Annotated in this window: 17 protein-coding genes; 3 read left to right on the forward strand and 14 right to left on the reverse strand. The window is 46.4% G+C overall.

Features of this window, described 5'->3' with window-relative positions:
- Nucleotides 1–348: 348 nt before the first annotated feature.
- The 7 genes from atpA to PV783_RS00670 form a co-directional block, all read right to left on the reverse strand.
- A complete protein-coding gene (gene atpA, locus PV783_RS00640) occupies nucleotides 349–1,926 on the reverse strand; it encodes a F0F1 ATP synthase subunit alpha (protein WP_079471013.1) in 1,578 nt (525 codons plus the stop codon).
- A gap of 82 nt (nucleotides 1,927–2,008) precedes the next feature.
- Nucleotides 2,009–2,569: an ATP synthase F1 subunit delta gene (atpH, locus tag PV783_RS00645; RefSeq protein ID WP_420986862.1), complete on the reverse strand. Its 561-nt coding sequence runs from the start codon at nucleotides 2,567–2,569 to the stop codon at nucleotides 2,009–2,011.
- A 55-nt stretch (nucleotides 2,570–2,624) separates the two neighbouring features.
- The gene (atpF, locus tag PV783_RS00650; RefSeq protein WP_079471015.1) at nucleotides 2,625–3,119 is read right to left on the reverse strand and encodes a F0F1 ATP synthase subunit B; all 495 of its coding nucleotides are present in this window, start codon (nucleotides 3,117–3,119) and stop codon (nucleotides 2,625–2,627) included.
- Nucleotides 3,120–3,245: 126 nt separating this feature from the next.
- Nucleotides 3,246–3,503, reverse strand: a complete 258-nt coding sequence (gene atpE / locus PV783_RS00655) for an ATP synthase F0 subunit C (RefSeq protein WP_079471016.1) — start codon at nucleotides 3,501–3,503, stop codon at nucleotides 3,246–3,248.
- A 95-nt stretch (nucleotides 3,504–3,598) separates the two neighbouring features.
- Complete coding sequence (atpB, locus tag PV783_RS00660) at nucleotides 3,599–4,747, reverse strand: F0F1 ATP synthase subunit A (RefSeq protein WP_235015958.1); 1,149 nt, start codon at nucleotides 4,745–4,747, stop codon at nucleotides 3,599–3,601.
- 233 nt (nucleotides 4,748–4,980) lie between these two features.
- On the reverse strand, nucleotides 4,981–6,741 hold the full coding sequence (locus PV783_RS00665) for an ABC transporter ATP-binding protein (protein WP_336389024.1): 1,761 nt from the start codon (nucleotides 6,739–6,741) through the stop codon (nucleotides 4,981–4,983).
- Nucleotides 6,742–6,876: 135 nt separating this feature from the next.
- Entirely contained in the window at nucleotides 6,877–9,075 is a 2,199-nt protein-coding gene (locus tag PV783_RS00670) for a hypothetical protein (RefSeq protein ID WP_133256264.1), read from the reverse strand.
- A 379-nt stretch (nucleotides 9,076–9,454) separates the two neighbouring features.
- Between PV783_RS00670 and PV783_RS00675 the strand changes: the two genes are divergently transcribed.
- Both PV783_RS00675 and PV783_RS00680 read left to right on the forward strand, forming a co-directional pair.
- On the forward strand, nucleotides 9,455–10,138 hold the full coding sequence (locus PV783_RS00675) for a response regulator transcription factor (RefSeq protein WP_079471020.1): 684 nt from the start codon (nucleotides 9,455–9,457) through the stop codon (nucleotides 10,136–10,138).
- Between the two features lie 174 nt (nucleotides 10,139–10,312).
- Nucleotides 10,313–11,362, forward strand: a complete 1,050-nt coding sequence (locus tag PV783_RS00680) for a sensor histidine kinase (RefSeq protein WP_168771500.1) — start codon at nucleotides 10,313–10,315, stop codon at nucleotides 11,360–11,362.
- 5 nt (nucleotides 11,363–11,367) lie between these two features.
- Here the strand turns inward: PV783_RS00680 and PV783_RS00685 are convergent, their stop codons facing one another.
- On the reverse strand, nucleotides 11,368–12,621 hold the full coding sequence (locus PV783_RS00685) for a porin (protein ID WP_420986863.1): 1,254 nt from the start codon (nucleotides 12,619–12,621) through the stop codon (nucleotides 11,368–11,370).
- A 247-nt stretch (nucleotides 12,622–12,868) separates the two neighbouring features.
- On the opposite strand from PV783_RS00685, the gene PV783_RS00690 reads away from it, so the two are divergent.
- Nucleotides 12,869–13,789, forward strand: coding sequence for a helix-turn-helix transcriptional regulator (locus tag PV783_RS00690; protein ID WP_420986864.1), 921 nt, complete (start codon nucleotides 12,869–12,871; stop codon nucleotides 13,787–13,789).
- 6 nt (nucleotides 13,790–13,795) lie between these two features.
- Here the strand turns inward: PV783_RS00690 and PV783_RS00695 are convergent, their stop codons facing one another.
- The 6 genes from PV783_RS00695 to PV783_RS00720 all read right to left on the reverse strand — a co-directional run bounded on the left by PV783_RS00695 (nucleotide 13,796) and on the right by PV783_RS00720 (nucleotide 21,757).
- Nucleotides 13,796–15,280 carry an MBOAT family O-acyltransferase gene (locus PV783_RS00695; RefSeq protein ID WP_420986865.1) on the reverse strand — a complete coding sequence of 495 codons (1,485 nt, stop codon included), beginning with the start codon at nucleotides 15,278–15,280 and terminating at the stop codon, nucleotides 13,796–13,798.
- Complete coding sequence (locus PV783_RS00700; protein ID WP_420986866.1) at nucleotides 15,267–16,553, reverse strand: GDSL-type esterase/lipase family protein; 1,287 nt, start codon at nucleotides 16,551–16,553, stop codon at nucleotides 15,267–15,269. Before PV783_RS00700 ends, PV783_RS00695 begins: the two co-directional genes overlap by 14 nt.
- Nucleotides 16,525–17,925 (reverse strand): hypothetical protein, encoded by a 1,401-nt coding sequence (locus PV783_RS00705; RefSeq protein ID WP_420986867.1) that lies wholly within the window; start codon nucleotides 17,923–17,925, stop codon nucleotides 16,525–16,527. The genes PV783_RS00700 and PV783_RS00705 overlap by 29 nt, the downstream gene beginning before the upstream one ends.
- A gap of 20 nt (nucleotides 17,926–17,945) precedes the next feature.
- On the reverse strand, nucleotides 17,946–18,521 hold the full coding sequence (locus PV783_RS00710) for a glucosaminidase domain-containing protein (RefSeq protein WP_420986868.1): 576 nt from the start codon (nucleotides 18,519–18,521) through the stop codon (nucleotides 17,946–17,948).
- Between the two features lie 305 nt (nucleotides 18,522–18,826).
- Entirely contained in the window at nucleotides 18,827–20,578 is a 1,752-nt protein-coding gene (gene aspS, locus PV783_RS00715; protein ID WP_079471027.1) for an aspartate--tRNA ligase, read from the reverse strand.
- Between the two features lie 144 nt (nucleotides 20,579–20,722).
- Entirely contained in the window at nucleotides 20,723–21,757 is a 1,035-nt protein-coding gene (locus tag PV783_RS00720; protein ID WP_420986869.1) for an NAD(P)/FAD-dependent oxidoreductase, read from the reverse strand.
- Nucleotides 21,758–21,819 lie beyond the last annotated feature (62 nt).

Raw genomic sequence — 21,819 nt, forward strand, 5'->3', positions numbered from 1 at the left:
ATAATACTGAAGAAAAAAAGACGAACTACTTGCTTACAGACGGCGCACGGATTCAATTTTGGTGTTTACTTGCTCCTAAGTGGCGAGGTAATGAACAGTACTCTTAGTGGGGATTATGAACTTGTCAGGAACCCTGACGAATAAGATTTTGGATACGGACTATAATAGCAAATGTATAGCGACCTCTCCATATAAAACGCGGTTCAATTATATTTTCTTTTTTAAAAGATTTATAAAAAATAATATAATGACATTCTTATATAAAAAGGCACAGGGGTATCAACACAAAAAAACACCCTTCGCCTGACGGCAAAGGGTGTTTATATTTTTAGCGATGAACGCTGTTATTTATGCGAATCTTGGCTTCAGTTCATTAGCCAGGGTAACCATTTTCTTGATGCCATCTTCAGGCAGGTTACCTTTCTTGAATTCAGCGAGTACTTCCGGTAAGCGCACCTGCATTTCATTCAGGAAAGCTTCTTCGAAAGCACGTACCTGTTTAACAGGAACATCACGCAGCAAACCGTTCGTACCCAGGTAAATCATAGCTACCTGTTTTTCTACGGCGTACGGGCTGAACTGAGCCTGTTTCAGGATTTCCACGTTACGGGCACCTTTATCGATAACTGCTTTGGTAGCAGCATCCAGGTCACCACCGAATTTGGAGAAGGCCTCCATTTCGCGGTATTGAGCCTGATCGAGTTTCAGGGTACCAGATACTTTCTTCATGGATTTGATCTGTGCGTTACCACCCACGCGGCTTACAGAGATACCTACGTTGATCGCAGGACGGATACCGGCGTTGAACAGGTTACCTTCCAGGAAGATCTGACCATCGGTGATGGAGATTACGTTGGTAGGGATGTAAGCAGATACGTCACTCGCCTGTGTTTCGATGATAGGCAATGCTGTCAGGGAACCACCACCTTTTACCAGGTGTCTGATAGATTCAGGTAAGTCGTTCATCTGTTTTGCGATGGCATCATTGCTGATGATTTTCGCAGCACGCTCGAGTAAACGGCTATGCAGGTAGAATACGTCACCAGGATATGCTTCACGGCCAGGAGGACGTTTCAGCAACAGGGATACCTCACGGTAAGCAACCGCCTGTTTGGACAGATCATCATAAACGATCAGTGCAGGACGACCTGAGTCACGGAAGAATTCACCGATTGCAGCGCCGGCAAACGGAGCGTAGAACTGCAGCGGTGCAGGATCAGCAGCGTTGGCCGCTACGATGGTAGTGTAAGCCATAGCACCTGCTTCCTGTAATGTTTTCATTACACCGGCAACAGTAGATGCTTTCTGGCCAATTGCCACGTATATGCAATAAACAGGTTTACCTGCATCATAAAATTCTTTCTGGTTGATGATCGTATCAATACAGATCGCTGTTTTACCTGTCTGACGGTCACCAATTACCAGCTCACGCTGACCACGACCAACAGGGATCATCGCATCAATTGCTTTTACACCTGTTTGCAGTGGTTCTTTTACTGGTTCACGGTACAGAACACCCGGCGCTTTACGCTCCAGCGGCATTTCATACAGTTCACCTTTGATAGGGCCTTTACCATCGATAGGCTCACCCAGTGTATTGATTACGCGGCCAACAACACCTTCACCCACGTTAATGGAAGCGATCTTCTTGGTACGACGTACTTTATCACCTTCTTTAATACCTGCTGACTGACCCATCAATACCACACCCACGTTGTCTTCTTCCAGGTTCAGTGCAATTGCTTTTACGCCATTGCTGAATTCAACCAGTTCACCATAACCTACATTGCCTAATCCGTATATGCGGGCAATACCATCACCCACCTGTAATACAGTACCTACCTCTTCCAGGTCGGCAGAAGCATTGAAGTTGCTTAACTGCTGGCGTAAAATCGCCGAAATTTCATCAGGTTTAATATCAACCATAATTATGATTTTAAAAAAAGTCGTTAGAGAAAATTAGTATAACGACAACAGCTTTGCGTGTACGCAGCGGCTGCTGTATAGATTAACGTAAGTCAGATACGTAAATGTTCTTGTTAAACTGTTGTTTAATATCTTTCAGATCACGCAGGATAGAAGCATCGAACAACTGGTCGTTGGCTTCCAGTACGAAACCGCCGATCAGGTCAGCATTCACCGCTGTTTCCAGCTGGATCTGCTGCGTTGTTTCGCTGGCAATTTTCTGTTTGATCACATCCAGGGTGGCATTATCCAAAGCAACAGCGGTAGTGATTTTCACCGGGCTGATGTTTTTCAGTACCATGTACTGGCGGGTAAACTCAGTGGTCATTTCAGCCAGTGCGCTTTCACGGCCTTTGTTCACCAGCAGGTTGATAAAGGAAATGGTGGCAGCACTGATGCGGCCTTCAAATATGGCAGCCAGTATCTTCTGCTTTTTATCGGCCTTTATGATAGGGCTTTTAAGCAAACTCACCACATCGGGGTTGCTTTTCATCACCTGTTGTAAGAACAGCATGTCTGTATGCACCACTTCCAGCTGGTTCAGTTCCTGAGCCAGTCCTATCAATGATTTTGCATACCGGGATGCTAAACGGGGATTCTGCATATTAAAAAAGCTTTTAGCTTTTAGCGGTTAGCCTGTAGAGCTAATGGCTAATATCTTAGTTCAATTTGATTTCTCCTGCCAGTTGTTTCACGTAACCTTCCTGAGCTGTTTTATCAGCCAGTTCTCTTCTCAGCACTTTCTCTGCTACTTCAATCACGAGGTTACCTACCTGGTTTTTCACATCCGTTAACGCAGCCATTTTCTGGTTTTCGATAGCGGTGTAAGCTTCACTGATGATCTTCTTTGCTTCTGCCTGCGCTTGTGTTTTGGCTTCGCTGATGATCATATCTTTCGCGTCTTTAGCTTCTTTCAGGATCTTGCTTCTTTCAGCTTTAGCTTCCGCCAGCACATGTTCATGTTCAGCTTTCATCTGGGCCATTTCTTCCTTTACTCTTTCTGCAGTAGCGATAGATTCAGTGATGGAACCTTCCCTTTCCTTCAGGGTAGCGAGGATGGGAGTCCAGGCGAATTTTTTCAGAATCAGGAAAACGACGATGAAAATGAATAATGAAATAAGAAACAAGCCTAACGCGGGTTGCAACAGATCCATATAATTAGAATTTTATTATTTTTTTGATGTTGATATTTTCTGATTTCAGGTAGTTTGATGATTTGTCTGTAACAAAAGATTACTGCATCCATTGCCCTGTGCGCCGGATGCAGTAAAAAGTTTGGCTTACAGAACTACCGCCAACAGACCAGCGATTACACCGAAGAGAGCAACACCCTCAACCAGCGCAGCAGCCAGGATCATGTTCGCACGGATGTCGTTAGCAGCTTCTGGTTGACGAGCGATAGACTCCAGAGCGCTCTTACCGATGTTACCAACACCAATACCAGCAGCGATAGCCGCGATACCAGCACCAACAGCACCACCAGCTTTAGCCAGACCAGATGCAGCAGCAGCCTGCAATAAAATAGACAAAAGTGCCATAATGAATATGTATTTGAATTATAAAAAATTTCGATTTAATAAAGCGGTTGGTATTTAACTTTTTGGCAAAAGGCTAAAAGCTAATTCCTGTATGCTTAGTGGTGTGCCTCATCGTGTGCACCTTCCATTGCCTGGCCAATAAATACGGCTGTCAGGTTAGCAAAGATGAACGCCTGGATAAATGCTACCAGCAATTCCAGCATCATCATTACAATGTTGAACAGAACAGTGATAGGCAGGAAGCCGTAACCAGCTGCCTTATTTAAAGATCCGAAGATGAACACCAGGGATATAATACTCAGGATGATAATGTGACCTGCCAGGATATTGGCAAATAACCTGATCATCAGTGAAACCGGTTTGGTAAATACACCGATCAGCTCTACCGGCGCCAGGATAAACTTAACGCCAAACGGAACCGGAGGATTGAAAATGTGACCCCAGAAATGTTTGTTGGTGCTGAACATAGTGGCAATAAAGCTGATGATAGCCAGTGCCGCCGTTACCGCCAGGTTACCTGTTACGTTGGCAGAACCAGGCAACAGACCCAACAGGTTGTTAATCAGAATAAAAAAGAATATCGTCAGGATAAAAGGCGTATACCTTTCTGCATGCTTACCGGGAATATTAGGCTTTACCACTTCATCGCGCATGAAAATGATCACCGGCTCCATCAGGCTCTGGAAACCTTTAGGGGCTTTCTTGGAACCACGTACCCTGTAAGCCTTCGCTACATTCAGCATCAGGATTACCAGCAATACTGCGGCAATGATCATGGAAGTGATATTCTTGGTCATGGAGAAATCATAGATCGGCTCGTCGGTTGGATTGCCATTGGCATCCACTGCGATCACCTTGCCATCCATGTATTTGGCCGGGTCCAGCCCTTTCTCATGCAGGTAGTGCGCGTTTACCAGCTGGTAACCATCATACGCCGCATGACCATGCTCAAATTTAGAAGACGAAAATACGGAGGTACCGCGTGCAGGATTGTAAATGATCACCGGTAACGGAACAGTTACGTGTTTTTCACCAATGCTGAACAGGTGCCAGTCGTGGGCATCCTTTACGTGTCCCAGAATTACTTCCTTAGCATCAAATTTTTTAGGCTCACCTTCTTCTCCCCCCTTACCTTCTTCTCCTTCATGAGGGGCAGTTGCTGCCGTTTCATGGTGGGAAACTTCCTGTGCAAAGGAAAAATTACTAAAACTGTGCAGGCCTAAAACCAACACAAGTGCTACCATTCTATGTTTGAACCAATTGAAAGAAATCACCGTTTTCTGAAATTTTGCGCAAAGATACTCGTTTTTATCTTCAAAATTAAGCGACTACGGAAAAAAAGTAAGATATATCGTAATTATACTGATAACCAGCTTCTTGTAACTAAAAAATGGCTGTTTTTTTTCCATCAAAAAAGGCTGTTGAAATCAACAGCCCGTTAAAGTATTTCATATTAATATTTTCTTAATTCATTTTCCTACACCTTACTCACGTTAAACTGCATACTATGCAGCTTGAAGTAAAACCCTTCCTGCTTCAGTAACTCTTCGTGGGTACCCATCTCCTTAATTTCCCCCTTATCCAGCACGATAATTTTATCGGCCTTACTGATGGTAGAAAGACGGTGCGCAATAATAATAGCGGTACGGTCGGCAATCAGCTTGTCAATCGCCTGCTGGATCATCATTTCCGACTCGGTATCCACAGATGACGTAGCCTCATCCAGCACCAGGATGGCCGGATCGTACAGCAACGCCCGCACAAAGGAGATCAGCTGACGCTGCCCCAGGGAAAGGGTGCTGCCCCGCTCCATCACCTGGTAGTCGTACCCGCCAGGCAGCTGCATGATAAAATCATGGATCCCTATCAGCCGGGAAGCCTCTTCCACCTTCGCCCTGCTGATATTGCTGTTGTGCAACGTAATGTTATCATAAATAGACCCGGCAAACAGGAACACGTCCTGCAACACCACCCCTATTTTGCTGCGTAACGACTCCAGCGAGTAAGCCGGCAGCTCAATATCATCGATCTTAATACTCCCTTTCTGAATTTCATATAACCTGTTCAGGATACTGATGATGGTAGTTTTACCGGAACCAGTATGCCCCACAATCGCCACCGTATCGCCCGGATTTGCATGAAAGCTGATGTTTTTCAGCACATAACGATCATCTATATACGCAAAACTTACATTATCAAAGGTGATAGCGCCTTTCATCTTCTCAGCGCTCTGATGCCCCCTGTCCGGGATATAATCCTGGTTGTCCAGTACTTTAAATACCCGTTCGCTGGCCACCATACCCATCTGCAGCGTATTGAACTTATCCGCCAGCATCCGCAGCGGGCGGAACAGCATATTGAGGTACATGATAAACGCGATCATCACTCCCTGGGTTACTTCGTAATTCAGCACCTTGTTGGCGCCCCACCATACCATTAATCCCAGGGAAATAGCCAGGATAATTTCCACTACCGGGAAGAAAACGGAATAAGCAAAAATGGCGTCAATATTCGCTTTGCGATGCTCCCTGTTAATATGTTTGAAACGGGCAAACTCCCTTTTCTCCGCCGTAAACGCCTGCACCACTACCATCCCCGTGAGGTGCTCCTGCACAAAGGCGTTGAGCGCCGACACCGCATTACGGACCCTGTAAAAGGATTTATTCACACTTTCTTTAAAGATATAGGTAGCAAAGATCAGTATCGGAAAAGGCGACAGGCTGATGAGCGTCAGGCGCCAGTCTTCCATAAACATCACTCCCAATATGGCAATGATCATCAGCAGATCTGCCACAATAGAAATAATCCCTTCGGAAAACACATCATTGATCGCCTCAATATCATTGATCGTTCTTGTAGTGAGCGTACCAATAGGGGTTTTATCAAAAAATGCCAGGTTCAGGTGAACGATCTTTTTATACACTGTTACGCGCAGGTCTTTCACCACAGATTGTCCCAGCCAGTTGGTGAGGTAGGAAAAATAGAACCGGACCACTGTTTCCAGCAATAACAACCCTATCTGTACAACAGTAACCAGGATCAGCATCTGCATCAGCTGACCGGCTATATATTTATCAACCGTTACCTGGATCAGGTAAGGGCGTAACGGGGAAATAGCGGCCAGTACAACCGTTAATATCATGGAGATGTAGAAGGATCGTTTGTAAGGGGCCGCGAATGAGAATATGCGCCGTAATAAACTGAAATCAAATACTTTCTTTACCGCAAGATTTTCCAATGTGCCAGGTTTAAACTACCCAACAAACGTACGATAAAAAATAATTACGCCGGAGGGTTTACAGGCCACCCGGGATATACAAAAAAGAAAGGCGCAGGAATCCTGCGCCTTCCGGTAATATGCTGATAAAATATGTTACTTCTTTTCGTCTTTCATAATTTGCTTGTAAGCTTTAATGAATATGGCGCCGAGGTTTTTATGAGGCGGTACATAATCACTGAAAAGGTCCTTGTTACGGGCATCTCCTGCAAATTTCTTCGTAAGCTGCGCCCACATGATTACCCAGTCCACATTTTTACCGGAACGTACCTGGTCTTCCAGGCTGTGAATGATCGGTTCATTTACAAAACGGGTACCTACCTGTTTGGAAGAAATGATATGCGCTTCCGGTGATTTCTCCAGTACGGTAGCCAGGTTATGATAACCGCCACAGGAACCCAGCACTACTATCTTAGCAGAGCTCTGGAGATTTTCCAGTGTGGTATTGATATGATAACTGTGGCCACGGTGAATGAAAATGGTAGGATGGATATCGTTTTCATCCAGGTATTCAGACAGTTTGGAAATCGCCTCTTTATCCGCAGGTTCATCTGTGGGCAGGTTTGCATAAATGGTAGTGGCTTTTCCTTTCAGCGAAGTGATGGTAGCCCAGTATTTATTTTTGCTCACTCTCCAGTCGGACGAAGGGAAATTGGTCATGAAGCTGGCGAAAGATTCCTGTCCGTCTTTATCTCCATAAAAAAATACCTGCTGGTATACCCTGCCACTGTCACTTTCCAGCGTATTATAGGTAACATAATTGATTGGCGGCAGCTGGAGCTTGGCAGCCATATCGGTGGCTTTGGAAGAATCGTTTTCTGATTTTGATTCGGTTTCAAACAGGCTGCTGAGCAGTTGATAGATAACCGTACCGCGTTTATCACTATGCTTCTTTACGTAGTTCAGGTTCTTCTTCACTTCCACACGGAGGAATTCCAGCAGTTTCTCGTCGCGGATACTGCCAAAGGAATTGGCTACGTCCACCGCATCTTCCAGGTCTTCGGTTTTTTCCAGGTTCTGCACATATTTCTGCATGAGATAGTTGGAATTTTCCGGGGCCATAGATTTCAGGAAGTGATCCAGGGTATTGAAGCCGGCGGCCATTGCGATGAACTTTTTGAAGCGGTCGAAATTCACCACCATCAGTAAGCTGTCGCCACGCGGAGGTTTCATGCGAAGCATCATCTGGTCGTATAAACCGGCGTTGCTGTGATTGGTATAGCTGGAGGTATACAGTTCTTCCTGGCCGTTGATGATCAGGTAGTAGAGTTCTTCCGGCGTAAAGTTTTTAACGATGGCGAACCTTACCGGGGCGGGTTCTTCATGCAGGTCGTTTACCGAGCGGATATACAGCAGCGATTTTGCCTGCATGTTTTCCATCATGGCTTTCAGGCCGAATGGATTTTGCCCGTCGGCTTTCAGTTTCTGCAAGGCGATGGTGGACTTCACCATTTGTTTGAAGTACTGGTAGTCGTTGTCTACAATGGCTTCCAGTTTATCAACAGTGGTGGTGCCGGCCAGGAGTTCATCTATAAAAGGTAATATCTTGGTGCTTTGGGGCGACTGTCCGATGCGTACAATCTGTTGTACAATAGGATCCTGGTTACGCTTGATGGCATTGGCCATTGGCGTGTAAGAGGTAGCGTAGGTAAGTACCTGGTTGGGGTATTTACGGGCTACAGCAGCTACAATGGAATCGGTGCCCGGATAGTTGAGATAATCTCCCAGTTTGGGCATTACGGTTTCAAGGTTGCTGAAAGCATATTTTGTGAATACCTGTCCCCTGGCTTCTTTGTAGCCGGGGTTATCCCGGAAGGATTCGATGATCCTTTCGGAGGCATCGTAAGAAAGATTATTGATATAGGGCAGAATGCTTTGTCCTTTGATATCCGCATGCATCATATTGCGGAAAGCGGCTATCATAGCGGGCGCTTCTTCCGGGTCGATGTTACGGCGCGAACGTTTCTGGTTATAATCTTTCAGCGTTACATAGATGGCAGAAAGGTATTTTACTTTCAGCCGGTGATCCAGTGAATCGTTGTCTTCTATCTCCTGCTGCATGTCGTCTACTTCCTTGATCAGGGCGTTGGTTACCTGCAGGTTGATAGTCTGGTCATCAGATACTTTTACGAGGTCATCTGCTTTGCCATCAAATTTGGCGGCAGCGGCCTGTTCTTTATCGATGTTGTCATGAAAGCCCTGTCTGCTGATTGGAATCGGATGGTGGCTGCTTTGTGCCTGCATTTGGCTGACCGCCAGGACCGTCAGCGTCATTATTAATAAAAATCTTCTCATACTAAAGTGATCTTTTCGCAAGGACCAGATAGCAAATTTACAACCAAATACAGAGTTTGCCAGCACTTCGTTGCTATCTTTTGTTTTTTAGCGGGAAATATATTTTAATTATTCCATCTATAACTAGAACTGTCGTTTGGAGCCTGTGACCGGTTCAAAATAACTTTGAAAAAGTAGGCCGTTATTCAGTGTGATCATAATCACATCCCTATGGATGTTGAATAATTGACATATTGATGCCGCATTGTTATTTGGCGTACCTTGCCTTGGAACGCGGAAAACCAGTCTGATATTGAATTAACAATTTCATAATGTTAATTTTCCATTAATCACGGAGATGGCTTTATAATTTTGTCCCGTCTTTTTAAAAGCAAAATTTATGATAGACCAAGCGGTTGCAGGAAAAATTCTGGTAGTAGATGACGAATTGGATATTCTGGAAATTATCAGTTATAATCTCAAAACAGCGGGTTACGATACCGTAACAGCGAAAGACGGCAGCGAGGCTATCCAGAAAGCAAAAATATTCAGACCGGATCTGATTATGCTGGATATCATGATGCCGAACAAGAACGGGATCGATACCTGCCGCGAAATCAGGAAGATCCCTGAGTTCAAAGACACGATGGTATTGTTTTTAACTGCGCTCAATGATGAAAAATCTGAAGTAGACGGCCTGAACATGGGAGCAGATGATTACATCGCCAAACCCATTAAACCCAAATTGCTGGTAAGCCGCATCAACGCGCTCTTCCGCCGTTTGCACAAACCAGAGGAAACCCGCGTAACACTGGGCGACCTGATCATCGACCGGGAGAAATTCACGGTGACGTACAAAGGACAGGAAATCATCCTGGCGAAAAAAGAGTTTGAACTGCTGCAGTTACTGGCTTCCAAACCCGGCCGTGTGTTTCTGCGCAACGAAATCCTTAACCAGGTATGGGGTACTGAAGTGATTGTGGGCGACCGCACCATCGATGTACATATCCGTAAAATACGCCAGAAAATAGGGATCGACCTGATCACTACTGTAAAAGGCGTTGGCTATAAATTTGAAATGTAGCCACCCGCCCCGTTAGCCTTTGGCTGTTGGCAGTACAGTGCCGGCAGCCTGTTCAAATCCCACCAAAACATCGTTCCCCGGCAGGCAAATGCCGGCGGTCAAAAGCTATTACTGTTGTCAAGTAAAAAATTTAAAGTAATTTCCCATTATTACCTTAATTACTCACTTTGGAGTATGTTTAAAGCAAAAAACCTGTCCCCTCAGAAGTTAGCGGGATTTACAGCCCTTGTGATATCAGCCGTTATTGCACTGGGCAGCCTGGTGATAGACGGCAACTGGAAAGTAGTAGTGGGAGCCTTTGTGCTGACTTTCCTGGTATCATATTACCTGTACCTTTATACCCTGCAGAATTTTATTTACAGGAAGATAAAGCTGATCTATAAATTCATTTACCAAACGAAAGCGTCCAAGAGAGAAGAGTTTTTCCAAAAGAATATTCTTCCCCTGAAAACTATTGAAGAAGTAAGTGAAGATGTGGAAAAATGGGCCAGCCAGAAAAAGGAAGAACTGGACAACCTGCGCCGGAACGAAGAGTTCCGTAAGGAGTTCCTGCTGAACCTTTCCCACGAGCTGAAAACGCCCATTTTTGCCGTTCAGGGCTATATTCACACCCTCCTGGATGGCGCGCTGGAAGATCCCAACGTAAATAAGCTGTTCCTGAAAAACGCCACCAAAAACATCGACCGCCTTTGCCGGCTGATCGATGACCTGGATGAAATATCCAAACTGGAAAGCGGCGAAATGACGGTTAATGCCGAAGTATTCGTAATCCAGGACCTGATCAAAGATGTGTTTGATACCCTGTCGCTGAAAGCCAATACCAAAGGCATTAAGTTCAGCATCAAGAAAGGCTGCGAAGCACCGCAGCCGGTATACGCCGATAAAGAAAAGATCCGCCAGGTACTCATTAACCTGGTAGATAACTCCATCAAATACGGCAAACCGGACGGGCATACCATTGCCAGCGTTTACAGCATGGATGGAAAAAGAGTGCTGATCGAAATTTCCGACGATGGTATCGGCATGGCAGAAGAACACCTGCCGCGTGTATTTGAACGGTTTTACCGTACCGACAGGGCGCGCAGCCGCGATATTGGCGGTACCGGCCTCGGACTCGCTATCGTAAAACACATTGTGGAAGCCCACGACCAATCCATTACCGTGCGCAGCAAGCCCGAAATAGGCAGTACGTTTGGGTTTACGATGGAATCCGGAAGAGAATAAAGTAATCAGAAACGATACTGCATCCTGCAGGTAAGCACATTATCTTTCAGGTCGTCCTTGTAACCATCCAGTTCAGTGCTTTCGTTGGTTACCCAGTCGTAATACACCATGAACTTCAGGTGTTCGTTTGCATAATACAGGTAGCCAATACCCACGGTGTTATAGCGTATATCCGCGGGGGTGAGTCCTGCGCCGGGTGCGCCGATGTCTTTCCCTTTCACTTTTGTATTGGGGTCGTACCAGTCGTATTTCAGTACAGCCTGGTGTTTTATGCTACCCAGGTTTTGAATATAATAGAGATAAGCCCCGTCGAAATTGCGGATGTAGAGGGGTTGCAGCCTTCCGTCGGCCTCCACTGGTATAACGCCCGGCGTTTCGGTAGTTAAGGCAGTAGCTGTTTGCCGGCCGCGGAGGTACTCAGCCCTAAACTGGGTAAACCCTTTCCCTTCTCCATTGGAAATCTTCCATTGCACATCTGCACCGTAATAATGCCGGGGCGCAATTTTACCGACATTGGATACCAAGGAATCTATCATAAAAACAGGCTTGCCGCCGGCGGTCCCCATGGTGCGGATCTGCTTGGTAAACTGCTGCATACCGCCGTACAACACAGATGCCCCACCCGATAACTGGCTTTTTGTACCCTTTATTTTCCGGGGCTTTATGGCAATGCGGCCTATAAAATCTTTATGGCTGTCGAAGTCGGTAGTGGCCGTGAGCCCCTGCCCGTTGAAAGCCCCCACATCTATTTTGAGGAAACGCAGGGGATGATCCTTACGGCGGGGTTCAAAAGACACCATTGCCCCGAGGTCACGCTCCGTTCGCATCAGGATCTGTGACATCCGCCCGCGCTCGGGGGTTTCACGATCTGCCGACGACAGGTTTACCTCATAACCAAAAGGGCGGGCAAACATCCCTCCCACCAGTGAGAACAAATTGAATTTCGTCTCAAAAAAACGACCATAGAAATCGCGGATATTTACGCCCCTCTCTGTTCCATCGAACTGGAAAGCAAACTGTACTACCGGCATATCCTGTTTGTTATAGCGCTCATAATCCACCCGGATACGTCCCCGTCGCAGGGTAAAGCGATTATCCGAGGCTGCCGGAAAATTTCCCCCCGCGTAGCTCTGGGCACCTCTCGACTGCGCCATCTGGAATTGGGGCTGGATATAGCCGCTAAAACGCAGCGCATCATACTTCATATACATGGATATCATCCCCTTTCCCATTTCAGTGGTAGTGTCTATCATATCCATGAGGAATTGCGCACGGGCAGTTCCCGTGAAACATAACATCAAAATAACGATCGGAAAAATTCTGGCAGTGCGCATCAGGTTCTGAAATTATTGCGCAAAAGTATAGAATTAGCCTTTATTTAACCCAGTTGTTTAACACCGGAGGCCTTAAATCGTTAATCGCTCGTTAATCCGGTCCTGTTCCGGCCCGCTCCTCTGTTGCCGGCAGACTTTCCCTTAAATTCGGCATACTCCAAAATATGCCTCCATGAAAACATCAACATTTAACCATTGGGAGAAGAAAATCCAACAGGCCATTGCGCTATCTCATGACGATCCGCAGGGCGATCGCGGACTGAAGGAAGTAGCGGCGCTGATCAGCGAATCTGTTGACAACTTCTCGCACAAGTTTGCGGAAATGTACGGGATGTCGTACATACATTTCACCAAAATAAGGCGGCTGGAAGCAGGTGCAGGATACCTGCGGCACAGCGATTACAATGTAGGAACGATCAGTGAATTGTGCGGGTATACGCAATCCAGCTTCAACAAGGCATTCCGGGAATTCTTTCACGAAGCGCCCATCAGCTTCCGCAACAGGCTTTACCTGGTAAACGAAAAGAATACACTGGCACGCACCAAAATTGCTTCTAATCCACATGATGACCCGCAACACGTTATTTTCACCCCGGACCGGACCGAAGATATAAAGCTGCAGGATTACATGTTGTATTATAATATCCTTCCACGGAACAGCGATCCCGTGAGAACAATGGTAGACTACCTGGGTAATTACCAGAAGCAGCTGTATGCTATTAAAACGTCGCTGGAACTGCCCGGCGCCATGATCATCACCGGTACATTGGACATTGTACCTGTTACCGACTATTCAAGGATGCTGATGTATGTGGGGATTATGATTCCTATGCATAACGAGTACGACAAAGCGCACAACCAGGTACGGAGCTCTTTCCAGGAACCATTCAGTCTTTTTACCAAACGTGTTCCGGCAGGCAACTACAAAAAGCTGCCTGTGCCCATGAACTTTGCAGCGGCAGGATTGCCCATGTATGAATTCATTAACAACAGCTGCCGGTCAGGATATTTCAAGATGAGCGGCAACCATTTCTTCATCTCGCTCACAGGCGAAAATGAATCTGAAATCTATATCCCCTGGCAAAAACGGTAAATCAGGTTAGAACTGGAAGTAAATCGGGATCATAGGTTGCGTGCTTTTTACCTGCACCAGCAACCAAATGAAAGCGACCATGATGGCTACGCTACCTGCTACCGGGATACGTCCCAGTATTTTCTCTACAGAAAATTCCACTTTTGAAGGCAGGAAATGTAATATGAAGCCAAGTATCATCACCCAGAATACAGCAGTGTAGCCGTTGTACAGCTCCAGCGCAATTTCTGGCTGGAAATCATATACCACCTGGTGGATCAGCGACCAGGCATCATGAAAGGTAGATGCCTTGAAGAATACCCAGCAGAAACACACAAAGTGGAACGTGATAAGCACACCGAGGACCTTCAGGAAACTGGCTTTCCACCCGGTGATCACTGTTTTGCTTTTCTTCAGGTAGTCGATACGCACTTTGTCGAGCGCCAGTGCACCGCCGTGCATCGCTCCCCAGAAAATAAAGTTCCAGCTGGCGCCATGCCAGAAGCCACCAATCAGCATCGTCAGCGCCAGGTTAACATACTGGCGCACCTTGCCTTTACGGTTACCGCCCAGCGGTATATACAGGTAATCCCTCAGCCAGCTGGACAGGGAAATATGCCAGCGGCGCCAGAACTCTGTAATGGAAGAACTCTGGTAAGGAGAATCGAAGTTAGGCGGAATTTTAAAACCGGTCCACCGGGCAATACCCAATGCCATATCAGAATAACCGGAGAAATCGCAATAAATCACCAACGCATAGCCATACACGCCCATCAAACATTCCAGGCCTGTATGCTTGCTGGGATCATCAAAAATATATTGTACGAAGTTCTGGTAGATGAAATCCGAGATCACAATCTTTTTGAACAATCCTCCCATGATCAGGTACATCCCTTTGCCAATATCCTCGGAGCTGAGACGGTAAGGCATCGAGATCTGCGGGATAAAATCTGCCGCACGCACAATAGGCCCCATCATCAGTTTCGGGAAGAAAGACAGGAAAAAAAGATAATCCATGAAATTATCTACCGGCTTAATTTCATCCCGGTAAACATCTATGGTATAACTAAGATTTTCGAAAGTATAGAAGGAGATACCAATAGGCAGGATCAGCTTCAGCGTGGAAATATGCCCCGCTGTGATGTCGTTGATCATCCCTATAAAGAAGTTGGTGTATTTGAAATAAAACAGCAGCCCTATGTTCAAAAAGATACTTAGTATCAGCAGGGATTTCTTCACTTTTTTGTCGGGGCTTTCATGGATCCATCTCGACAAATTAAAATCCACAATCGCTGAAAGTATGACCAGTCCTACGTAATAGCCACAGGCTTTATAAAAGAAATAGAGGGAGAATACCGTATACACCCATACCCTGGCGGTTTTATTCCTGCTTACCAGCAGGTAACACATCAGGAATATCGCAAAATAATAAAAGAAGAACCCACTGTTAAAAAGGACCGGGTCTGACTCATGGTACGACAGTTCGTATAACAGTTTATTAATGTCGATCATTGGAGGTTACTGGATTTTTCTTTGTTTGCTGTAAATAATGTGTATAAGAACGTTGCAGGGCTTCATATAATAATTGTCCCTGTAGCTGATATCCTCTTGCATTAAAGTGAATATGGTCGGGCGCCCATGCTCCTGCAAATCTACCTTTCTGCGCTTTATTCACCGCATTAAAATTCCAGCAGGCAATGCCATGTTGCCGGGCATATCCCATGATTTGCTGCGTTACCATAGAGATATACGGATTGGGATAATACGCAGTGCTATATATCGTTCTGTATTTCTTTTTACCTACTTTTTTCCGGGTGGCTTTCCGCACCGCACGCATACAATCCGGTGGCGTGGTAAGCAGGATATTTACGGAAGGATCCTGTTCCCGGATGAGCGTTACTGTTTTATCTATTTCATCCCTGAAGGCCAGCGGGTCCATTCTGCCGCCATAGGCTTCATTGGTGCCCAGGGAAATGATGACCAGTTTGGGTTTCAGCACGGCCATTTGTGCCAGCAGGATGTTGCTGATTTCATTGTAGTGTTGAAACATGGCGCCGTTGATGCCTACGCTGTGGTACAGCACCCCGTTGCGGCTGTTTTCCATAATGGCGCCGTAGAACCTGAATGGACCGCTGCCGGTGCCTTCCCATCTTGCCTGGAAAGACTGCGACGTTTGTAAAAAATCGAGGGTTGCTTTGCTCAGGGTGGAAGAACCGGGAAAAGGTGCAGGCGTTACCGTTACAGTAGCATCCGGCACTACCAATGTGTTGTTGGTATTTCCGGCGTCATACAGCAGCGTTACTTTACGGAAGCTATTATCCATCGCACCGTCTGTTTTACCGGCGAAAGACAAAGTAGGTGCATCATTCTGGGAAATGATGGCAATTGCACCGGGCCCCAGTACATCAGACTTATTACGATCTACTACTCTTTCCGATGCCCATCTTACGGTGCTGTTCCACTTAAAATCTTCCGGGCCGTTAGTACCGGCCAGGTTGTAGGGGAAAACAAATCCCCTGCCTGCATAACCAAACTGGTTCTGCAACATGGAAGCAACCGTTAGTGGGAAATAGCCTGCCTGCACATGTGAGTCGCCCAGGTGCAGGATGGATATTACATTACTATCTGCTTCATAGAGCGAGGAAAAAACACGATACAAGGCAGTATCCTGCTGGATAGCGCCGGCATCTGCCGATTGTTGTGCATAAGTTGTAAATCCGCTGAGTATCAGTAAAAGCACTGCCACCCATTTCGCGCTAAGGTTGTTGTGCCTGACTGTATTCATTCATAATAGCTTTGTAAAGCAGCGATCCTACTTTGGCTGCTCCCGTTCTGTTAAAGTGTGTATAGTCCTTGTTGGCCATCACAGTGTCTCCCTCTACCCACTTTACCATAGCGCCTTCTCCGCCCATAGCGGCGAAAAGGTTCCAGTAGGCTGTACCGTGGCTGGCGGCCAGGTTGTGCTGAACTTTCAGCAATGCTTCCACACCGGGTGCAGTAATATATTTGTCGGCTTTTCTGTAAGATTTATCGGCAGTACCAATGATCAGGAATGAAGTCGCCGGCAGATCCTGGCGAAGTGAGTCCATTACCTTCTTCATCGGGCGTTCATACCAGCTGTAGTCGGTGAGCTCCGGACGGAACAGCACATTGGCGCCGTAATGCATTACCACCAGGTCGTAAGGCCGTTCCTGCTGCATGCGACGGATCATATTGGCAGACAAGCGGCCCAGTTCCACGCCGCTGATACCTCTGAACGAATAGTTATCTACATACACACCATCCCCGTTTTCAAAGCAAACACCATAAAAAGGCATGGCGCTGCCGGCATTGCGGAGCGTTACGGACGTGGCGCCGGTATCCTGCTGCAGATCCAGCCTGTTCACCGGTTCAGTGCCTGAAATCGTATAGGCTTTATCGTTAATAGTAATGGTGCCGGCTTCAGCAGGACCGTACAATACAGACACTTCGCTGAATTTATCGAGCAATGGCTTTTTCACAGGAGAATACCTCACCCAGCTGTTTCCGCCGGGATAAAAAGTATGTCCGGATAAACCCAGGGTGACATTAGATGGTGGTGAATTCTTATAGTGATAATCTTTCCAGTCGGTAGAAAAAGTATGCGTGATAGTAGTTCTGAAAGAGGCTACCACAGAGGTTACGGGAACAAATCCTACGCCTCCTCCACCGAAGTAATGCTGTAAGCTGTCGCGCAGATCACCGGTGATCAGGTCGCCTTCAATCATGGAGTCGCCGAAATAGGCAATCCTTACTTTGCGGCGCTTACCGGCTTTCAGTTCTTTGAGGGCGGTGAGGAATTGTTTCATCCCAACGATGGAATCGCCGGGCACCGGGGAAGCATATTCCATAATGCCGGTATACGACATGAAGTCGTGGGTATGATCCGGGTTAGGCACATTTAGATTAGCATGGGTGCTATCTAAACCAGAAAGCTTACTGCTGTCGTTGCCGGCTGCAGTAAGCTTTTGATCGTCCGGGGAAGTGGAATTTGTTCTCAGGTCTGATAACATATCCAGCTTCCGGAATTGAAAGTCTTTGTATGAAAAAGTGTAATTGAGCTGTGAAAGCCCTACTACACAAACTAAAGTTCCTAAAATAATATAAAACGGATAGGCAGACTTATTTTTGCCGGACATAGTTTATGATCTGTTGCACATCACTGATCGCCTGCTGCCGGCATGCCTACGGTTAACCATTTTTCTGATTCCGTTGCCACGCTATCCATACTTGCGTCCAGCTTATACAATTTATAGCGGTTAATAATATTTGTCACTCGTTTGATCCATTCATGGCCGGCAGATGAATAACCGCTATGGTTCATTTTTTTGAGCCACAGCGTAAATTCGGGGTTTCCCTTCATTTCACCGAACCATTTCTTACGTGCCAGTACTTCCACAAAATGCTCATAGGAAGCCATGTCTGACACATATTGCTTGTACACTGACCGGGCTCCTGGCTTTGCCTTGGAAATGTTATTTTTCCCTACAATCCCAAAGTGGTTGTGCAGCAATTTTGCATTTCTACTTGTTCCGGTGCCTGATTCCAGCATAGCTATCCCCAGGATAACACTTGCCGGGATACCAGTTTCCTGCATCAATTCTACAGAAACCGGTTTAAATTTCTTTAAATAACTGTTTGTGGATTGTTGTGCAAACCCAACATTGCTGAGCATTAGCAATAATAACACCGCACATAACCATACTGTCCTCTTAAAGAATGTTGAAATTCTCATGGTAGTATTTTTTGATACAGGTGATAGTTCCTTCTTTGTTTTCAGCATCATTTCTTACCTCACATATCAACGATGATCACACCGCAATATTACTTTAAAAATTTAAACAATACGTTCTCCTCTTTTTCTTATCTAACCCGTTAATCTCTTGTTAAAAAAAATTGTACCTCATATTTGTGCCAATCCCCTTTGATGCGGCACCTTGCCATATCAAAGGGGATTTTAGCGACAAAAGCATTCTCTTTTGCAAAGACCATGCCGGCAATAGCAGCTTCTGCCATTTAACTGGTGGCAGCCACACTGAACTATTGCTTTACCAGACTGATCTTCAATTCATTAAGCTGTACCTGGTCTATTGCAGCGGGTGCATCCAGCATTACATCGCGTCCGGAATTATTTTTCGGGAAAGCGATAAAGTCACGGATACTTTCACTGCCACCCAACAGCGAACACAGGCGGTCAAATCCGAAGGCAATGCCTCCATGTGGTGGTGCTCCATATTCAAATGCACCTAACAGGAAGCCAAATTTATGTTCTGCCTCTTCCTTGCTCATTCCCAGGGCTGCAAACATTTTCTGCTGCAGGTCGCGCTGGAAAATACGGATAGAACCACCCCCTACTTCTGTGCCGTTTAAAACTATATCGTAGGCGTTAGCCTTAATTTTTGCGTATTGTGAAGGATCATCCATCAGGGCAATCTGCTCTGGCTTTGGTGACGTAAACGGATGGTGACGGGCCACCCAGCGGTTTTCCTCTTCGGCGTATTCAAATAACGGAAAGTCTATAACCCACAACGGTTTAAAGTCGTTTTTGTTGCGTAAACCGAGGCGTTCACCCATTTCCAGGCGGAGTTCGCTGGCAGCTTTACGGGTACGCTCTTCCTTGCCAGCCAGCACCAGGATGAGATCTCCGGGTTGCGCCTGACATTTTTGCGCCCATAACTTCAGCTGTTCTTCGTCAAAAAATTTATCCACAGAGCTCTTCAGTGTACCATCTGCGTTATACCTGACATAGATGAGCCCGCTCATGCCTATCTGCGGACGTTTTACCCAATCGGTCAGTTCATCCAGCTGCTTACGGGTGTATTCAGCACAACCTTTGGCAGCAATAGCCACTACCAGTTCTGCATCATCAAATACTTTAAAGCCTTTATTCTTTGCGGTATCGTTCAGGTTTACCAGCTTCATTTCAAAGCGGATATCCGGTTTGTCGTTACCATAATACTCCATCGCATCGTCGAAGGTCATCCGTGGGAAAGCATCCGGGAATTCGATTCCTTTTATTTCCCTGAAGATATGCTTCAACATATGCTCAAAAGTGCTCAGAATGTCTTCCTGGTCCACAAAGCTCATCTCACAGTCGATCTGTGTAAACTCCGGCTGGCGATCTGCACGCAGATCCTCATCCCTGAAGCATTTTACGATCTGGTAGTAACGGTCGTATCCACTTACCATCAGCAATTGCTTAAAGGTTTGCGGCGACTGTGGCAGCGCATAGAACTCGTTGGGGTTCATGCGGCTGGGCACTACGAAATCGCGGGCGCCTTCCGGGGTAGATTTGATCAGGAAAGGCGTTTCTATATCCATAAAACCAGCGGTGTGCAGGTAGTTACGTGCAGCACGTCCTACCTGGTAGCGCAGTTCCAGGTTTTGTCTTACAATATTACGGCGCAGATCAAGGAAGCGGTATTTCATCCGCAGCTCATCTCCTCCGTCGGTATCATCCTGCAAGGTAAACGGCGGTGTTTTAGCCGCGTTGAGGATGGTAAAATCGCTCACTGTGATTTCGATATCACCAGTAGGGATGTTTTTATTTTTATTGGAACGCTCGGTTACAGTACCTTTTACCTGGATTACAAATTCACGGCCCAGCGGCTGTGCGTCCAGTTTTGCATTCAGGCTTTCGCCGAACAGCAATTGAGTAATACCATAACGGTCTCGCAGGTCAAAAAAATTGATGCTGCCAAACTTTCTTACTGTCTGTATCCATCCGGCCAAAGTTACTTCCTGGCCCACCTGTTCCATTCGTAATTCCCCGCAAGTGTGCGTCCTATACATGCGTAAATAGTTGATTTAGTTAGTTTTATGGTTGAATTACGGGACAAGTAATCATCAATTGGCGACCACTATCCAGTTGTTCACTTATACCCATAAGGGGGGCAAAGATACGGTTTGGATCGGGCATTTTATGCCCGATGTATGTTAAAAATATCGCCTGAGGTCTATTTCCGGCATCAGTGGCGCATCAGCAACCAGCACATCCCTGAAGTGGGCCGCCATAAAAGGCGCCAGCGAGCAGCCTTTTGTTCCAAGCCCGTTAAATAGTCCGACAGACGGCAACGCCGGGTGAAAACCGGCTATCGGGCGACGGTCGTTTCCCGATGGCCGCACTGCCGACAACTGGTCCACTATTTCATAAGGCGCCTTTAACAGCTGTACGAGGCTCTTCTCCAGCACTTCCCGCTGTTTTGCCGTTGGATGGTCATCTTCATAATCCCACACGAAAGAAGACCCCGCCCAGAACAATCCATTGTCCTGCGGCACCAGCGTAATCCCTTTCTTTATAATGTCCCCGGTTTCCAGCCCTGGTATCTTCACCAGCAATACTTCTCCTTTATTGGGCAAAAATTTTATCTCCTTAAAAAAAGGAAGCCCGGTAGTACCTACCCCATCGCAGAAAATAATTTTACTGGCGGTAATATCTTTATAGGTAACTCCTTCTTCCGAAATTTCCAGGCCGGCCACATCCAGGTGAATTTCCAGCAGCGCTTCCCGCGCCTGTAAATACTGCCGGTAAGCCGGCAATAAGGCACGGAGATTCACCGTAGCGCCATGTACAACGGCCGCGCCGTAAGGCTGATCCAGGAAAGCTTCATATTTCAATGCCGCCGGCAACTCCGTATATTCATTACCGGTAGTTTTATTCAGAAAGGCTTCCCGCATCTGCAGCGAAGGAAAAACTGTCCATAGCTCACGCTCCGTAAAAACCGGTACGTGCAGCAAATCCGACAACTCCCTGTAGGTAGTTTTTGCAAAAGGGTAAATAGTGTCATACATCCAGGCTGGCTCAAACCTGCGGCCAGATACGGGGTTAATGATCCCTGCAGCCACCCTGGAAGCGCTGTTGGGCTTGGCATCATCGATAACAATTACTTTTTTTCCTGCCTGTAACAGGAACCAGCTTAACATGGTTCCTGCAATTCCCTGCCCTATGATAAGGTAATCTGCTTTCCTCATATCCTCAAAAATAGCAATAAAAAAAGGGCTGATGGAGATGTCCATCAACCCTTCTGAAACTA

The organism is Chitinophaga sp. CC14, from assembly GCF_048957795.1.
Lineage (GTDB): Bacteria > Bacteroidota > Bacteroidia > Chitinophagales > Chitinophagaceae > Chitinophaga > Chitinophaga ginsengisegetis.